We start from the raw sequence: 15,920 nt of genomic DNA, 5'->3' as shown, positions 1-15,920 counted from the left end.
CGCCCCGGCGCGGTGCCGCCGGGCCCGGTGCCGTCGAGCGCCGTGCCGTCGGGCCCGGCCGGCACGGGCGTCGTGGTGGGTGACGACGGGCTGGCGCGGCCGGTCTGGGCGTCGACCGATCCGCTGCTGCGCGACTACTACGACACCGAGTGGGGCCTGCCGGTCCGCGACGAGCGGGGCCTGTTCGAGCGGCTGAGCCTCGAGGCGTTCCAATCGGGGCTGTCGTGGGCGACGATCCTGCGCAAGCGGCCCGCGTTCCGCACCGCCTTCGCCGACTTCGACCCCGAGGCGGTCGCCCGCTTCGACGACGCCGACCGGGAGCGCCTGATGGCCGACGCGGGCATCGTCCGCAACCGGCTCAAGGTCGACGCGACGATCCGCAACGCGCGGGCGACGCTCGACCTGCGCGCCGACGGCGGGCTCGTGGACTTCGTCTGGTCGTTCCGGCCGGCCGAGACACCCCGTCCACGCACGATGGCCGAGGTGCCGACCACGTCACCCGAGTCGCTCGCGCTCTCGAAGGCTCTCAAGGCGAAGGGGTTCACCTTCGTGGGGCCGACCACCATGCACGCCCTGATGGAGGCCGCGGGCATCGTCGACACGCACCTCGTCGACAGCCACCGGCGCGGGTCGTCGGGGGTGTGGGGCGACGACGGTCGGCCCGTGGCGGCCGGCGACGGCCGGGCGGCCGGGTCGTGACGGAGGCCCCGCCCGACGCGGCAGCACCCGAGGGGGCGGCATCCGACGGGGCGGCCGCGCGCTTCGTCGTCGAGCCTGCCGGCACCTGGGACCACCTCCACGCCGTGGGGTTGCTGGCCGCGCACAGCGTGCCGGGAGCCGAAGCCACCGACGTCGCCGCGGCCACGCACGCGCGGCTGGTCGAGCTGGGCACGGGGGTTGCGCGCGCCTCCTACCGTCTCGACCTATCGTTCGCGTCGCCCGGCGTCGACGTGACGGTGACCGGAGCCGACGGCGTGCTGCCGACGGAGGCGACGGTCGACGAGGCCCGACGCGTCGTGCGGACGTGGCTCGACCTCGACACCGACCTCGACGACGTCGAGCGGGGCTTCGCCGACGACCCGGTGCTCGGGCCCCTCGTCGCGGCGCGTCCGGGCATCCGCGTGACGGGCAACCCCGACGGGTTCGAGACGGCCGTGATGACCGTGCTCGGGCAGCAGGTCTCGCTCGCCGCGGCGCGCACGTTCACCGGGCGACTCGTGGCGGCCTACGGCGATCCGGTCGCGGGGACGGGCCTCACGCGGTTCCCCCGTGCCGAGCGCCTGGCGGCCGCCGACGTCGACGAGCTGCGGGCCGCGGTGGGGGTGACGAACAGTCGGGCGCGGACGATCCACGCCCTGGCCGAGGTCGTCGCCGACGGGCTCGTGATCGCGCCCGAGGTCGACCACGCCGACGCGCGTCGACGCCTGCTCGCCGTGCCCGGCATCGGCCCGTGGACGGTCGAGTACCTCGCGGTGCGTGCCCTCGGCGACCGCGACGCCTGGCCCGCGGGCGACCTCGTGCTGCGGCGCGTGCTGGGCGGCCTGACGACGAAGCAGGCCGCGGCCGCCGGAGCGGCGTGGTCGCCCTGGCGCGCCTACGCCCTGTTCCACCTCTGGGCCGCGGTGCTGCCGACGGCGCCCTGACGCGCCCGGGGCGTCCCGCCGACGCCGACCGGACGAGGAGGCGCGGTGCGCCTAGCGTCGGAGGTCCACCACGAGAGGACCCCCGATGAGCGACGCCCGCACGAACCCCGACGCGCACGACCCCGAGGACGAGCTCGGGCACGGCGACGCGCTCGACCAGGCGGCCGTCGAGGCCGCCGCGATCGAGACGCACCGGGCGACCCACGGGTCGGGCCCGACCGACACGCAGGGCGAGCCCGCGGGGTCGGGCGAGGCGACGCCCGACGGCGACGTCACGCAACCGCTCGGCGGCAGCCACTCGGGCGAGGACGGGTACGTCGCCGTGAGCCCCGGGGGCGTCTCGGGCGAGCAGGACGCCGCCCTGACCCTCGACGACGAAGACAGGCACTCGGCCGACCCCGAGGCGAACGCCCACCGTGGCGACATCGGCGCGAACCGGGGCGGCAGCGGCGGCCGCTGAGCTGCTGTGCGCGTCGAGATGTCACGACGTGCCGCTCACGTTCGAAGCTGAGCGGCACGTCGTGACATCTCGGCGGAAGTCGGGCCCGCCCTCGGGTGGTGCATGCTGGTGGGGATGACTGACACGCGCCCCCACCTCGACGACTTCGCCCGCTTCATCGAGGCCTCGCCCTCGTCCTTCCACGCCGCGGCCGAGGCCGCCCGTCGGCTCGACGACGCCGGGTTCACGGCCCTCGACGAGACCGCCGAGTGGCCCGCGGGCCCGGGCCGCCGCTACGTCGTGCGCGACGGGGCGGTCATCGCGTGGATCGAACCGGCCACGGCGACGGCCACGACGCCGTTCCGGGTCGTCGGAGCGCACACCGACTCCCCCGGCTTCAAGCTGAAGCCCAAGCCGACGACCGGCACCCGCGGCTGGCTGCAGGCCGGCGTCGAGGTCTACGGCGGCCCGTTGTTCAACTCGTGGCTCGACCGCGACCTCGAGTTCGCCGGTCGACTGGTCACCCGCAGCGGCGAGACGCACCTCGTGCGCACCGGGCCGCTGCTGCGCTTCCCGCAGCTCGCCGTCCACCTCGACCGTGGCGTGAACGCCGACGGCCTCAAGCTCGACCCCCAGCGCCACCTGAACCCCGTGATCGGGGCGGGGCCGCTCGACGAGGCCGACGTCCTCGGCCACCTCGCCGGGTTGGCGGGGCTGACCGGAGCCGACGTGACCGGTTACGACGTGATGGTGGCCGACACCGCGCCTCCTGCGGTCCTCGGACTGCGCGGCGAACTCTTCGCCGCCGGACGCATGGACAACCTCTCGTCGACCCACGCGGGTCTCGTCGCGCTGATCGAGACCGCGACCTCGGGCGTCGAGCTCGACCACGTCGCCGTGTTCGCGGCGTTCGACCACGAAGAGGTCGGCTCGGCCACGCCGTCGGGTGCCGCGGGTCCGCTGCTCGAGGACGTGCTCGCGCGGGTCTCGGCCGGTCTCGGCGCCACGAGCACCGAGCACCGCCGGGCCCTGGCCGGTTCGTGGTGCCTCAGCGCGGACGCCGGACACGCCGTGCACCCGAACTACCCCGAGCGGCACGACCCGGTCAACCAGCCGGTCGTGAACCGCGGGCCGCTGCTCAAGATCAACGCCAACCAGCGCTACGCCACCGACGGGCTCGGAGCGGCCGAGTGGTCGCGGGCCTGCGAGCAGGCCGGCGTGCCGTTCCAGGAGTTCGTCTCGAACAACTCGGTGCCCTGCGGCTCGACCATCGGGCCGATCACGGCGACGCGCCTGGGCATCCGCACGATCGACGTCGGCATCCCGCTGCTCGGCATGCACTCGGCTCGCGAACTCTGCGGCGCCGACGACCCGGCGTTCCTGTCTCGCGCCGCCGCCGCCTTCCTCGCACCGGACGCGTAGGCGCCACGCGCCGGCTCGCCCCCGGGCCGGTGGACCGGGGGCCGGGGGCCGGGGGCCGGGATCAGCCGAACGCCTCCGCCGCGGGCACCCCGAGCGCCCAGGCCAGCACGGCCGGCCACTCGCCGTAGCCCGAGTCGGGGGTGAGGTGACCGCCTCGGGGCAGGACGACGACCGGGGCGTCGACCCGCGCCTCCCAGGTGTCGACCGGGCCGAGCGGCAGCCACTCGTCGTCGTCCCCGGCGACGACGACCGCCTCGGCGGACCCGCCGGGCGACAGCCGACGCCCGTCGAACAGGTCGCCGGCCACGAACGCGTGGATCGGCTGCCCGGCGAGCAGCTCGGGCGACGGAGGCGCGACGAGCGCGACCCGGTCGGCCCGCGGAGGCGCGTCGCCGGCTTGCAACCTCAGCCAGAGCACGCACGCGAGGCTGTGGCACAGGACCGTCAGCGGCAGGTCCCCGGGGAGGGCGTCGAGCTCGTGTCGCACCGCGGCCTCCCAGGCGGCGGGGGTGGGCTCGTCGGCCTCGGGCAGCTGCGGGTAGTGCACCACGTGCCCGCGGGCCCCGAGCTCGTCCGTGAGCCAGCGCTGCCAGTGGCCCTCGGGACGGTGGTTCTGCCACCCGTGCAGGATCAGGTACGCCGTGGGCGGGGTCGGGAGAGGAGTCGGCTTCGAGGCCGTCGGGTCGGTCACCGTCCGATCATGCTCTGCCGGGGTGCCACGACGTGACAGGGTCGACCCATGACGTCACATCCGCCCCGCGCCCGCTTCGGCGACGGGTACGGCTTCGACGGTGAGCCGACCCTCGACGGCCCACCACCCTCCGGGTTCCACGTCACGGCCCGCAGCCGGGTGATCGGCCACGGCCGGGACGCCTTCGACGCCGCGGGTGACGCTGTGCTGCGCTGGCACGTTCATCACGGCTCGGGCTTCGTGCCGCTCGACGTGCCCGAGCGGGTGACCGTCGGCGCGACGAGCGTCTGGGGCGTCACCCTCGGCCCCCTGCACCCGGCCGTCGCGTGCCGGGTGTTCACCGTCGTCCGCACCGACACCGAGATCGGCTTCGGCCACGCCGCCCTGGTCGGCCACCCCCAGCGCGGGTGGGAGAGCTACCGGGTGCACCGTCACGACGACGATCGCGTCACGCTCGACATCCACGTCGTCTGGCGCCCTGCGGCCTGGTGGATGCGGGCCGCCGGCCCGGCCTCGGGGCTCGCCCTGTCACTGATCCTGCGGCGCAACCTGCGCGCGCTCGACGGCGTCGTGGCCTCCGTCTGATCGCGAGGCACGGACCAGGCCCGTCCGGCCGCCGATCCGCCGGCCCGCCGGGGCCCGTCGTGGGCGTGACGCCACCGCGCTGGCCCCGAGTCCACCGTGGCACACTGATCCGATGACCCCTCGACGTCGCCATGGCGGTTCCGCCCGCCGCGCGGCCGCACGCGACTCCTCCCGGTCGGGCGGCGTCGACACGAACGTGACCGTCCGCCGCGTCGAGCGGGGCGATCTCTCCGTCCGGATCAACACGATCGGCGACACCGGCGAGCGGCCGTTCGTGCTCGTGCCGGGCATCGGCGTCTCGTCCGACTACTTCGAGCGGCTCGCGCCGAACCTCAACGAGTTCGGTCCGGTCCACGCCCTCGACCTGCCGGGTTTCGCCGGAGTGCCGCACCCGGGGCACGCTCTCACCATCCGCGAGTACGCCGACCTGGTCGGTGCGGCGATCGCCGAGCTCGCGCTCGTCGACCCCGTCGTCGTCGGGCACTCGATGGGCACGCAGATCGTCGTGGACCTCGCCGCGCGACGGCCCGACCTGTCGACGGTCGTGCTCATCGGGCCCGTGATCGACCCGGCCCACCGCCACGTGGTGGCGCAGGCCGTGCGATTCGCCCGCGCGGCATGGCACGAGCCCGGTCGCGTCAAGTTCTTGGCCCTGAGCGCCTATGTCCTCTGCGGCGTGCGCTGGTTCTCGCGCATCCTTCCCAAGATGATGACGTACCCGATCGAGCAGCACCTGCCGCACATCACCGCCGACACCCTGGTCATCCGCGGCGAGCACGACGCCGTCGCCCCGCGGGAGTGGGTGCGCCGCGTCGGCGAGCTGCTGCCCTCGTCCCGCCTGTGGGAGATGCCCGGCGCCGCCCACTCGGTCATGCACGCCCACGCCGAAGAGGTCGCCAAGCTCTGCGTCGAGCACGCCCAGCAGCCGATCCGCCACGACGAGGGCGACGAGCTGCACCACTACGTCGACGCGGGCGACGGCGACGAGAGCGACGACTTCAGCCCCAGCCCGGCGAACGTCGCCGAGGCCGTCGGAGCCCGCCTTCGGTCGACCGTGGCGGCCATGCGCGGTGACGACGAGGCCCTCGCGAGGGCCAAGACCGATCACGCCGAGTCGATGCAGGCGGCGTTCGACCGCCGTCAGGCCGAGAAGGCCGCAGCCGGCGAGGACCCCGATGACGGCCCGCACATCGAACCCACCACGGACGTCACGCCCCGCTGATCGATCAGCAGACGCGGGTCGGGCCGACCACGCGCCCTCAGAGCCCGGAGACGGTCAACCCGATCAACACGAGGTTGAGTGCGACGACGACCACCACGGCCGCCCAGCCGGCGACTCGCGTCGCGACCGCGTTGACGCCCGTGCCCATCAGCGCCCGGTCACTCGTCGCGACGACGAGCGGGACGAGGGCGAAGGCGATCCCGAAGCTCAGGACCACCTGGCTGAGGACGAGCAACCAGGTCGGGCTGATGCCCGTCGCGAGCAACACGAGGGCCGGGATCAGCGTCACCACCCGCCGCACCATGAGCGGCACCTGCACGTGGAGCAGTCCCTTCATGATCTCGGCCCCCGCCATCGCCCCGATCGACGTCGACGCGAGTCCCGACGCGAGCAGGCCGACGGCGAACAGAACGCCGATCACCGGCCCGAGCGCCGCGGCGATGGCCTGCTGGGCCCCGGGGATCGTGTCGGTGCCGTCCTGGCCGGTGAGGGTCGAGGCCGCGAGCACCAGCATGGCGATGTTCACGCCGCCGGCGACGAGCAACGCCAGGACGACGTCCCATCTGGTCGCCGTGAGCACGCGCGCTCGGTCCGCCCCCTCGGCGACGGCGCCGTGGTGGTCGCGGGTGAGCGCGGAGTGCAGATAGACCGCGTGCGGCATGACCGTCGCACCGAGCATCGAGGCGGCGAGCAGTACGGCCGTGCTGTCCTCGAAGCGGGGCACGAGACCGGCGAGCATGCCGCCGGCCGAGGGCGGTGCGAAGAGCAGGCCCGCGCAGAAGCCGAGGGTGAGGACGGCGAGCAGGGCGATCACCACGGTCTGGAAGACCCGACCGCCGCGGTACCGGGTCAGCATCAGCAGCCCGAGCGAGACGAGCCCGGTGATCAGCCCACCCAGGACGAGCGGTACGCCGAACAGCAACTGCAGGGCGAGGGCACCGCCGATGATCTCGGCGACGTCGGTCGCCGCGGCCACCAGCTCGGCCTGCCCCCAGTACGCCAGCCGGACGGGCCGACGACGGAGGCGCGTGCCCATGACCTCGGGCAGCGACCGCCCCGTGACGATGCCGAGCTTCGCCGACAGGTACTGCACCAGCACGGCGATGGCGTTGGCCAGCACGAGCACCCAGAGCAGCGTGTACTGGTACGAGGCGCCCGCGGTGAGGTTCGCGGCGACGTTGCCCGGGTCGACGTACGCGATCGCGGCGACGAACGCCGGGCCGAGCAAGGTGCCCCGGGGGCGGACATGCGTGAGCGGCGGAGGGCTGCCGTCGCGGGGACGCGAGGCGTCGGCGCGGCGGCTGTCGGTCGAGCTCATGCCTCGACCCTAGCAATGTTTCGGCAACCCGAAATCAAGGTGTCGGCGTTATGAAACCCGTCGTCGCACGAAGAACCCCGTCTCGAACCATGAACCCGCAAGAAAGTGGGCGCATGACTCGAAACGGGGTTCGGGCGTGATCCGGTAGGTACCGGATCAGGTCGCGCAGACGGTGTCAGCCCGGCGATGGCCGGGTGGGCGGGTACTACTCCGTGGCGGCGGTGATCTTCGCGACGCCGACGAGCATCTCGTCCTGGACGGCGTCCGTCCCGAACGTCTCGTTCAGCAGCTCGGCCGCGTCGGGGCTGACGTGCACCGTGGTGCCCTCGAGCACGGCGTTGCCGTCGACGATCTCGAGGGGCTTGAGGGTGCCGCCCCAAAGGGTGAACAGGTACGCGTCCTCGGCCACGACCTGGCCGTTCGCCGTCACGGTGCCGTAGAGCTTCGACTCACCCGGGTCGATGCGGAAGTCGCTCAGCTCGACGACGGTGTCACCCGCGGTCAGCGACAGGCCGGAACCCTCGTGGTCGATCTCTCCCTGCACGTAGGGACGGATCTCGCTGTCGGGACCGAAGTAGTCGACGTTGCCGCCGGTGATCGGGAACGAGAACGTGCCGTCGGTGAAGGTCGCGGTGCCGACCACACCCGGGGTCAGGCCGAGGCTGGTGAGGGCGTCGACGAAGGAGGCGTCGACGGCGACCTGGGTGTCGACACCGTTCGACAGGTCCGGGATCGTCGCCTCGGGCAGGAGGCTCTCGCCCGGGCCCGGTTCGCGGGTCTGGTTCACGGGGTGGGTGGGAGCCGTGTTGTTGCTCTCGGAGTCCGAGGTCGAGGCGCAGGCCGCGAGCGAGAACACGAGGGCTCCGGTCGCGACGGCGCCGAGGACGCCTCGGCCGAGCGGAGAACGGAGGGGTGTGCGCATGAGTGGTCCTTGTCTGTGCTGCCCGGTGGGGTTGATCGGTGTTCGACGCCCGGGCGGCGTCGGATGGGACGAGGACGAGAGGGGGCGTCCGGGCCGGGACGCCCCCTCTCGGCGGTCATTCCTCTTCGGAGAAGAAGCGGTCGACCTTGCGGTGGTAGCGCTGGCCCAACAGGCCGCCGAGGACGGCCCCGCCGAAGCTCAACACGACCACGAGCCCGAGGCCGATCAGCCCGGCCACGGACGACGACTGCAGGTCGCCCATCGAGGGCACGAACGGATTCGGTGACGACGAGTCACCCGTCTGCGTGCCGACGACGCCCACGACGATCGCCAGGACGATGGTGATGACGAGACCCCAGAGCCAGGTCGCGAGCCCCTGCTTGAAGCCGCTGAAGCGGGCGATGCGCGACGCCGTGTAGCCGCCGATGAGGTACCCGAAGAAGATGATCGCGAGCACCACGATGCCCGAGGTCAGCGCGAGGACGTCGGCGTTGTCGGTCGTGAAGCCGCGCAGGTCGTCCATGGCCGTGGAACCCGATGCGACCCCGCCCCAGGCCGCGAGGACGCCGCCGAAGATCGTGATCATGACGAGACCGAACCCCGTCGCGGCGAACCAGCCGAGCAGGCCGGCACCGAAACGGATGCCCCCGAACTCCTCTTTCTGCTGGGCCAGCAGCTCGCGGCGCACCGACACGTGGTCGATGCCCGAGTCCTTGATCAGGGGGTAGGCGTGGGAGCCGGTGTCGCGACCGGCGGCGGACCCCGCAGCCGCGCCTCCTGCTGCTGCTGCCGCGGTGGGGGCGACGGCGGTGGGGGTGTCCCGGCCGAAGGACGGCTGACGGTCGGCCGCCGCACGGTCGGCGGCGTCGCGTTCGGCGTCCGAGCGGTCGTCGACCCACCCGTCGTGCGAGGACGAGGAGGCGCCGGTCGCCGCGGTCGCGGACGCCGCGGTGGCCGTGTCGTCACCCCGGTCACCGGTGGCGGGGTCGCCGGCGCGAGCGGCCTCGGCCGCGCGCAGGGCCTCGTCGTCGTGCAGGGGACGTCGGGTGCCGTCGGTCGAGGCGGACCAGGCCCGCTGGGCGGGCTCGGTCGGCGCGACCATGGGGACGGCCTCGGTGGGACGGCCGGCCGAGGCCGCGTCGCGGTCGGACTCGGAGAGGACCTCGGTGTCGCGACGGTCGGCGTCGGTCGACGCATCGGCATCGGCGGCTCGTTCGGATGCCGTGTCGCCGGGGACGTACTCGGCGGGCACGGACTCGGGCAGCGCCTCCTCGTCGGACGGGGCGGACGTCACGTGGGTCTCGGCCACGACCGGGCGGTCCTCAGCGTCGGCGATCGGGCCCTGGTGCGTCGGGGCGTCCGAACCGAAGTCGACGGCGGGCTGCTGCTGCGTCGGGGCGTCGCCGCCGAAGTCGACGGCGGGGGGCTGCTGGGTCGGCACCTCGGAGCCGTAGGGCACCTCGGTCCGCTCGCCGGTCTCACCGGTCTCGTCGGACCGCGGGGCGTCGTTCGTGTCGTCGCCGTGCTGGGGATCGCGTCCCTCGTGGTCGGGGCGGTCGCGCCGCGGATCGTTCGCGTCGGTCATGGCTCACTCCTGTCGGTGGGGTCGGTCCCTGGATCTGTGATCCTCCTGAACGTTACGCCCGAACGGCACCGCAGGCCGGGAGCCCCCGCCCTCATCCGAGGGACTCGTGGGCCCGGGCGAGCCGGTAGCGTGGACGGGACCGCCGAGCGACGAAGGACGACGACGTCATGACCGACACCAGCCAGACCCCCTCCGACCCGACCGCGCCCGACGCCGCCGCGGCCGACCCCACGGCGACGACCCGCCGGGCCTCGACGGCAGGCCGGACGCGCCCGAAACCCGACATCGCCCGGTCGTGGCTGCTCGTCCCGGGCACCGCGCCCGATCGCTTCGACTCCGCGCAGGCGTCGCGTGCCGACCAGATCGTCCTCGACATCGAGGACGCGGTCGACCCGGCCCGGAAGCCCGCCGCGCGCGACGACGTCGTCGCCTGGCTCACGGGCGGCGGAGAAGCCTGGGTGCGCATCAACGACCGCTCGACCGACTTCTGGTCCGACGACGTCGACGCCCTGATGGGCCTGCCCGGACTGCACGGCGTCATGCTCGCCAAGACCGAGGCGCCCGAGCACGTCACCGAGACCTTCGACCGACTGGGAGGCGCGGTGCCGGTGCTCGCGCTCGTCGAGTCGGCCCTCGGCATCGAAGAGAGCCCGGCCATCGCCAAGGCCCGAGGGGCCTTCCGTCTGGCGTTCGGCAGCGGCGACTATCGCCGCGACACCGGCACGAGCGCCGACGACCTGGCCATGGCCTACCCCCGCTCGCGGCTCGTCGTGGCCAGCCGCATCGGCGGGCTGCCCGGCCCGATCGACGGTCCGACGGTGGGCAGCAGTCACCCCGTCCTGCGCGAGCAGTCGGGCGTCGCCGTCGCCCTCGGCCTGACCGGCAAGCTCTGCCTCGACGTCGAGCAGCTGCCCGTCATCAACGAGGTCATCAGCCCCACGCCGTCGGACGTCGCCTGGGCCCAGGACTTCCTCGCCGACTTCGAGAGTCGTGGCCGCGTCATCCGCGACGGCAGCGACCTGCCCCGCCTGGGCAGGGCCCAGAAGATCGAGAAGCTCGCGTCGGCGTTCGGCGTGCAGCCCGCGAGCTGACCGGCAGACCGAAGGAGGCGCATCCCAGCCGGGATGCGCCTCCTTTTTTTTGCCCGATTCTTTTTGCAGCGTTGACAGAAGATAGTCAGCGACATATCTTTGACGCATCGCGACAGAACGTCTCGATCCTGTATCTTCCTGACCCGAAAGGAGTACCCCATGGGTACCGACTTCACCCCCGAGAACCACGGCGACCCCCGTCGCCAGCACCACGACTCCACCGACTCCCGACGCGACCTCTTCGGCCGTGGCGAGGGTCACGGTCGCTTCGGCCGCCCGTTCGGCCGAGGCTTCCGCCCTGGCCCCGGCTTCGGTGGCTTCGGCCCCGGTTTCGGCCCCGGCGGCCCGGGTTTCGGCCCCGGCGGCTTCGGTCCGGGCCGCGGTGGACGCGGCCGAGCCCGACGCGGTGACGTGCGGCTCGCCATCCTCTCGCTGCTGTCCGACGCCCCGTCGAACGGCTACGGCCTGATCAAGGCGATCGCCGAGCGGACCGACGGTGCCTGGAAGCCCAGCCCCGGCTCGGTCTACCCGACGCTGCAGCAGCTCGTCGACGAAGAGCTGATCTCGTCCGACGAATCCGCCACCACGAGCGTCTTCACGCTGACCGAGGCGGGCCGTGCCTACGTCGCCGAGCAGGCCGACGAGATCGAGAAGGCCTGGGCCGCCACGGCCGACGACGCGAGCGACACCGACCGCGAGTTCCAGACCAGCCTGATGAAGCTGATGGGCGTCGTCAAGCAGTTCCACCACGACGGCAGCGAGGCCCAGCGGGCCGCCGCCACCGCCAAGCTCGACGAGACCCGGCGAGCGCTCTACGCGATCCTGGCGGACTGACTCCTCGGGTGGGGCGGGGGCGCCGTCCGGACCCGATGTCGGGCGTCGTGGGCATGATGGGCCCACGAGCACGACGACCCGCCGGAGGCGCCCATGAGCACCGCAGACGACCCCACCACCGCGACCGCCGCCGACCTCGACCGGGCGGGGTACGATCCGACGTTCCTCACGGTCGACCTGCCCCTGCCGGCGGTTCACACCACCGTGCGCGAGTTGCCCTACGTCCATTTCACCGTGCTGCTCGACCCCGCCCGGCGGTTGGCCGCCCTGACGGCGGTCAACGTCGACGGCTCGTCGCTTCTCGACCTGGGCCGAGGTGACGACTGGCATCTCGACGATCGCGTGCCAGAGGACGAGCAGACCGGGCCCGAGGTCTACGCGTCGAACGACCTCGACCGAGGGCACCTCGTGCGTCGTCGCGACCCGGTCTGGGGCGACCGGGCGGTGGCCGCGGCGGCGAACGTCGACACGTTCTGCTTCACCAACGCCGCCCCGCAGGCGGCCGAGTTCAACCAGTCGAAAGAGCTCTGGCTGGGTCTCGAAGACCAGGTGCTGCGCTACGCCTCCACGCATCGGCAGAGGCTGACGGTCTTCACGGCCCCCGTGCTGCTCGACGACGACGCGCCCTACCGCGGAATCCGTCTTCCGCGGCGGTTCTTCAAGATCGTCGCGTGGACGACGTCCGACGGCGGCTCGCTGCGCACGGCGGCGTATCTGCTCGACCAGTCCCCCGAGCTCGACGGCGTCGACCTCGAGGCGGCGTTCGCCCGGGCGCACGAGCAGGGCGATCCGCCGCCCCTCGGCCCGTACCGCACCTACCAGGTGCCCGTCCGCGACATCGCGACGCTGACCGGCTTCGACCTCGCCCAACTCGCCGAGGCCGACACCCTGCGACCGGTGCCCACGATCGAACCGCCGGACGGCATCCGCGAGGGCTGGGTTCCGCTCACGTCCGTCGACCAGCTGTCGTTCTGACGACCGGTCGGGCCCGCCGAGCGATCCGGTCAGGCCCGTGACCGGCGGGACGAACCCGCCGGCCCGGGGCGATGCCCCGTCCAGCCCGCTCGCATCGAGTCGTGCCACCATGCTCGGGCCATGGCTTCGAACGACCCAGACCCCGTCGACCCCGCAGACGCCCCCGCATCCCTGCCTCCCGAGATGCCGCGCAGCCTGACGATCCTCCGCGACGAGGACGCCCCTCCGGTCCGGGCAGCACCCTGGCGCGAGGTCCGGGTGGCCTTCCTCGTGCCGACCACCTCGACCGGGGCGGCCGCCCGGGTGCGGCACCTCCTCGACGAGCCCGAGTTGCACTTCACACCCGGTCTGCGGCGCGGGACGCTCGCGCTGATGCCACGCCGGTCGGCTCTGCTCCGCATCGTGCTCGACTGGGAATGGTCGGTCGAGGCGGCCTCCTTCGCCGTGCACTCCTTCGACCCCGAGCCCTTCACCGCCGCCGAACGCGACGCCCTCGAGAGCTGGTTGCGCGCGACGGCCCGACGATTGCAGCTCTTCGAGGGCGCCATCGGACGAGCCGTCACCCGGGTCGACCACGACGTCGTGCGGGGCATCGACACGAGTTCACCCGAGTCGTCTCTGGCCGACGCGGCGTCGGTGGCCCGGGCCTCGCATCCGCCGACACCCGCTGCCGATCCGAACTCGCCCGGGACGGGAGACACCCTTGCCGCGGGTCTCGCGACGGCCGGCCCGGCGGCCACCACCACGAGCTCGGCCACCCTCGGGACGAGGCTGGCCTCCCCCGCCGTCGGGGCCGCTCACCCCGTGGTCGACGTCACCCTGCCGGACCCGAGCGACCCCGGCTGGGAGGTCTTCGTCGACGCCACGAGCCACCAGACCCTCGGCTACCGTCGCACCCTCGACGAGGGCGGGAGCGCCTACGCGTTCAGCTACCTCGTGGCCGACGACGTCGACGACGTCACGCCCGAGGACCTCGTCGACTGGCACGACCAGCACATCCAACGTCAATTGCTCGTCGAGGACGCCCGACAGGCGTACGTGCACCTGCTCGCCGGGCTCGAGCCGCCCGTCTCGGTGCAGTACACGGTCTGACCGACCGGCGCCGCGCCTCCTGATCGGTCACCGGACCTGCCGACGCGGAGCCGCCCACGTCGCGACCGGGGCCCGTGCCGAGAGTCAGGGGGCGACGTCGACGATGGCGACGAACCGGGTGCCGACGCCGTCGACCTCGGCCCGGACCACGCCCGGCTCGGGCTCGGGCAGCTCGTCCGCACCGTGGTCGTCGCAGCTGAGGTAGGTGTACTCGGGCCACCACTTCTTGGGGCGGGCCGCCTCGTGGTACCCGCAGACGACGCATTCGAGTTCGACCCAGACCGGCTTGCCGGTTCGGTTGGCGCGGGACTGCACGAGCCAGGCCGGCGGCGTCCGTTCGATCGCGACCAGCTCGTCGACCGTCATCTTCGGCGGGAGGCCGTGGCGCTTCGCCATCTCGAGCGGGATGTCCAGCCGCAGGGCGGCGTCTCGTCGCGTGATCACCCGCACACGCTACCTGCCCGCCCGCACGCGCGGCGAGCGGCGCCTCGGTCGTCACGTGCAACGTTCGGCGTCAAGTCGGCCACAGTGCCGACTTGCCCCCGAACGAGGGCCAGGCGGAGGCTCGACCCGGGCGGCACGTGCCCGGCCCCCGGGTCGGGCGATCACCGGACCGCCCGGCCAGCACCACCCGACACGCACCACACGAACCAAGGGGAACCACATGAAGAAGTTCGTCGCCGCAGCCCTGACCGCCGCGGCCCTCGCCGTCGGATCGCTCGGGGTCTCGACCTCGGCCATCGCCGCCGGCCCCGACGACACCATCCGGTCCACGGACATCGTCGGCGGCCAGAAGGCACCCACGACGCCCTGGGCCGTGCAGCTGGTCTTCCAGACCGGGGGCACCGCGAGCTACGCCTGCACCGGTGAGCAGATCAACGCCAGCTGGGTGTTGACGGCCCGCCACTGCATCGACGGCGTCACCTCGATGCAGGTCTACCACTCGAACAGCACGACGAACCCGGGCACCGCGATCGCGGTCGACCGCGTCGCCGCGGCCCCGTCGGGAGACATCGCGCTCGTGCATCTCGGCCAGTCGAAAGCGCTCGGCAGCTACCCGTCGCTAAACCTCGGGTTCCAGGCGACCTCGTCGGGCAGCGGCACGATCATGGGCTACGGCCTGCGCGCGAACTCGGTGCAGTCCGACGGCCTCTACCAGGCGACGGTCGGCCTCACCGGCCGCAGCACCGACGCCTACGGCGGGGTCGCCCAGCACCTGAACGGCACCACCGGCGCGGCGAACCACGGTGACTCAGGTGGCCCCCTGATCGTGGCCGGCCAGATCGTGGCCGTCTGCTCGACCGGTGACGAGGCCGACCCCGGCGCAAACACCCGGGCCGGCTCGAACTACGCCGTGCTCTCGCAGAGCGCGAGCTGGATCCGCTCGACGGCCGGCCTCTGATCCGTGGGCGGGCGGGTCCGTCGACGAGGGGCGACCGCGGACGCCCGGCTCGCACGGACACGCCCGCCCCGAGAGCGCAGGAGGCGCGCCCCGGTCACGTGACCGGGGCGCGCCTCCGTCGTCGTGGCGACCCGCGCCTCCTCGACGGGCGTCGGCCTGCGGCCGTCAGACGACCGGCTTCTCGAAGCAGATGGACTGCGGGATGGTCGTGACGTAGGGCTCGTAGGTCGGGATGCGCGTGAACCCGATCTTCTCGTAGAGCGCGACGGCGTCGGGCTGGCGGTCGCCCGTCTGCAGGATGAGCCGACGTGCACCACCCTCGCGGGCGATCGTCTCGAGTTCGGCCATCAACAGACGGCCGATGCCTCGACCACGCTGACCGTCCGCGACGATCACACGCTTGACCTCCCATTCGCCGTCGCGGCTCTGGACGAGGGCATGGCCCACGGCCGTCCCACCGTCGACACCGTCGTCGGCGACCACCAGGACGGTGGCCAGCACGTTCGACGGGTGCACGGTGAGCGCGGCGTTCCGCGCCTCGACGACGGCGACGGGCTCGACCACGTCACGGTGGTAGCGGACGGTCATCTCGGCGTCCATGGCGTCACGGAGGGCGACGGCACGAGGATCGTCGAAGGCGACGCGTTCGAGGTGCAGCGGGGGCAGGGTGGAGGGAGCGGTGTTCGTCACCAGACGATT

At 73.1% G+C, this 15,920-nt stretch carries 17 protein-coding genes; 11 read left to right on the top strand and 6 right to left on the bottom strand.

The annotated features are described in order from the left end of the window. Window positions 1–42: 42 nt before the first annotated feature. The 4 genes from HRF36_RS01070 (at window position 43) to HRF36_RS01055 (ending at window position 3,504) form a co-directional block, all read left to right on the top strand. Window positions 43–699 carry a DNA-3-methyladenine glycosylase I gene (locus HRF36_RS01070; RefSeq protein ID WP_371740041.1) on the top strand — a complete coding sequence of 219 codons (657 nt, stop codon included), beginning with the start codon at window positions 43–45 and terminating at the stop codon, window positions 697–699. Continuing rightward, entirely contained in the window at window positions 696–1,643 is a 948-nt protein-coding gene (locus HRF36_RS16185; protein WP_173204990.1) for a DNA-3-methyladenine glycosylase 2 family protein, read from the top strand. Before HRF36_RS01070 ends, HRF36_RS16185 begins: the two co-directional genes overlap by 4 nt. A gap of 85 nt (window positions 1,644–1,728) precedes the next feature. Then, window positions 1,729–2,103, top strand: a complete 375-nt coding sequence (locus HRF36_RS01060) for a hypothetical protein (RefSeq protein WP_173204987.1) — start codon at window positions 1,729–1,731, stop codon at window positions 2,101–2,103. A gap of 114 nt (window positions 2,104–2,217) precedes the next feature. Then, the gene (locus HRF36_RS01055) at window positions 2,218–3,504 is read left to right on the top strand and encodes a M18 family aminopeptidase (protein WP_173204985.1); all 1,287 of its coding nucleotides are present in this window, start codon (window positions 2,218–2,220) and stop codon (window positions 3,502–3,504) included. Between the two features lie 61 nt (window positions 3,505–3,565). Here HRF36_RS01055 and HRF36_RS01050 read toward each other — a convergent pair whose 3' ends face one another. Beyond that, complete coding sequence (locus HRF36_RS01050) at window positions 3,566–4,195, bottom strand: alpha/beta hydrolase (protein ID WP_173204982.1); 630 nt, start codon at window positions 4,193–4,195, stop codon at window positions 3,566–3,568. Window positions 4,196–4,243: 48 nt separating this feature from the next. Here HRF36_RS01050 and HRF36_RS01045 point away from each other — a divergent pair, with 48 nt between their 5' ends. Both HRF36_RS01045 and HRF36_RS01040 read left to right on the top strand, forming a co-directional pair. Then, on the top strand, window positions 4,244–4,780 hold the full coding sequence (locus tag HRF36_RS01045) for a DUF1990 family protein (RefSeq protein ID WP_173204965.1): 537 nt from the start codon (window positions 4,244–4,246) through the stop codon (window positions 4,778–4,780). Between the two features lie 112 nt (window positions 4,781–4,892). Continuing rightward, on the top strand, window positions 4,893–6,002 hold the full coding sequence (locus tag HRF36_RS01040; RefSeq protein WP_173204961.1) for an alpha/beta fold hydrolase: 1,110 nt from the start codon (window positions 4,893–4,895) through the stop codon (window positions 6,000–6,002). 37 nt (window positions 6,003–6,039) lie between these two features. On the opposite strand, the gene HRF36_RS01035 is transcribed toward HRF36_RS01040, so the two are convergent. The 3 genes from HRF36_RS01035 to HRF36_RS01025 form a co-directional block, all read right to left on the bottom strand. Further along, window positions 6,040–7,320, bottom strand: a complete 1,281-nt coding sequence (locus tag HRF36_RS01035; RefSeq protein WP_173204958.1) for an Nramp family divalent metal transporter — start codon at window positions 7,318–7,320, stop codon at window positions 6,040–6,042. 205 nt (window positions 7,321–7,525) lie between these two features. Next, window positions 7,526–8,242 (bottom strand): hypothetical protein, encoded by a 717-nt coding sequence (locus HRF36_RS01030; protein WP_173204956.1) that lies wholly within the window; start codon window positions 8,240–8,242, stop codon window positions 7,526–7,528. Window positions 8,243–8,357: 115 nt separating this feature from the next. Beyond that, a complete protein-coding gene (locus HRF36_RS01025; protein ID WP_173204953.1) occupies window positions 8,358–9,827 on the bottom strand; it encodes a CvpA family protein in 1,470 nt (489 codons plus the stop codon). A gap of 167 nt (window positions 9,828–9,994) precedes the next feature. On the opposite strand from HRF36_RS01025, the gene HRF36_RS01020 reads away from it, so the two are divergent. From HRF36_RS01020 to HRF36_RS01005, 4 genes are all read left to right on the top strand, one after another. Beyond that, on the top strand, window positions 9,995–10,918 hold the full coding sequence (locus HRF36_RS01020; protein ID WP_173204950.1) for a CoA ester lyase: 924 nt from the start codon (window positions 9,995–9,997) through the stop codon (window positions 10,916–10,918). A gap of 159 nt (window positions 10,919–11,077) precedes the next feature. Next, window positions 11,078–11,752: a PadR family transcriptional regulator gene (locus HRF36_RS01015; RefSeq protein ID WP_173204947.1), complete on the top strand. Its 675-nt coding sequence runs from the start codon at window positions 11,078–11,080 to the stop codon at window positions 11,750–11,752. Window positions 11,753–11,845: 93 nt separating this feature from the next. Then, on the top strand, window positions 11,846–12,727 hold the full coding sequence (locus HRF36_RS01010) for a DNA/RNA non-specific endonuclease (protein ID WP_173204944.1): 882 nt from the start codon (window positions 11,846–11,848) through the stop codon (window positions 12,725–12,727). Between the two features lie 120 nt (window positions 12,728–12,847). Beyond that, window positions 12,848–13,819: a hypothetical protein gene (locus tag HRF36_RS01005; RefSeq protein WP_173204941.1), complete on the top strand. Its 972-nt coding sequence runs from the start codon at window positions 12,848–12,850 to the stop codon at window positions 13,817–13,819. Between the two features lie 84 nt (window positions 13,820–13,903). Here HRF36_RS01005 and HRF36_RS01000 read toward each other — a convergent pair whose 3' ends face one another. Continuing rightward, window positions 13,904–14,263: a hypothetical protein gene (locus tag HRF36_RS01000; protein WP_056046678.1), complete on the bottom strand. Its 360-nt coding sequence runs from the start codon at window positions 14,261–14,263 to the stop codon at window positions 13,904–13,906. A 220-nt stretch (window positions 14,264–14,483) separates the two neighbouring features. Between HRF36_RS01000 and HRF36_RS00995 the strand changes: the two genes are divergently transcribed. Further along, window positions 14,484–15,221 (top strand): trypsin-like serine protease, encoded by a 738-nt coding sequence (locus tag HRF36_RS00995; protein WP_173204938.1) that lies wholly within the window; start codon window positions 14,484–14,486, stop codon window positions 15,219–15,221. Between the two features lie 165 nt (window positions 15,222–15,386). On the opposite strand, the gene HRF36_RS00990 is transcribed toward HRF36_RS00995, so the two are convergent. Beyond that, on the bottom strand, window positions 15,387–15,911 hold the full coding sequence (locus HRF36_RS00990; RefSeq protein ID WP_371739946.1) for a GNAT family N-acetyltransferase: 525 nt from the start codon (window positions 15,909–15,911) through the stop codon (window positions 15,387–15,389). Window positions 15,912–15,920 lie beyond the last annotated feature (9 nt).

Source organism: Frigoribacterium sp. VKM Ac-2836 (assembly GCF_013248995.1).
In the GTDB taxonomy this organism is placed as follows: domain Bacteria; phylum Actinomycetota; class Actinomycetes; order Actinomycetales; family Microbacteriaceae; genus Frigoribacterium.
This window is presented reverse-complemented; position numbering and strand designations above follow the sequence as displayed.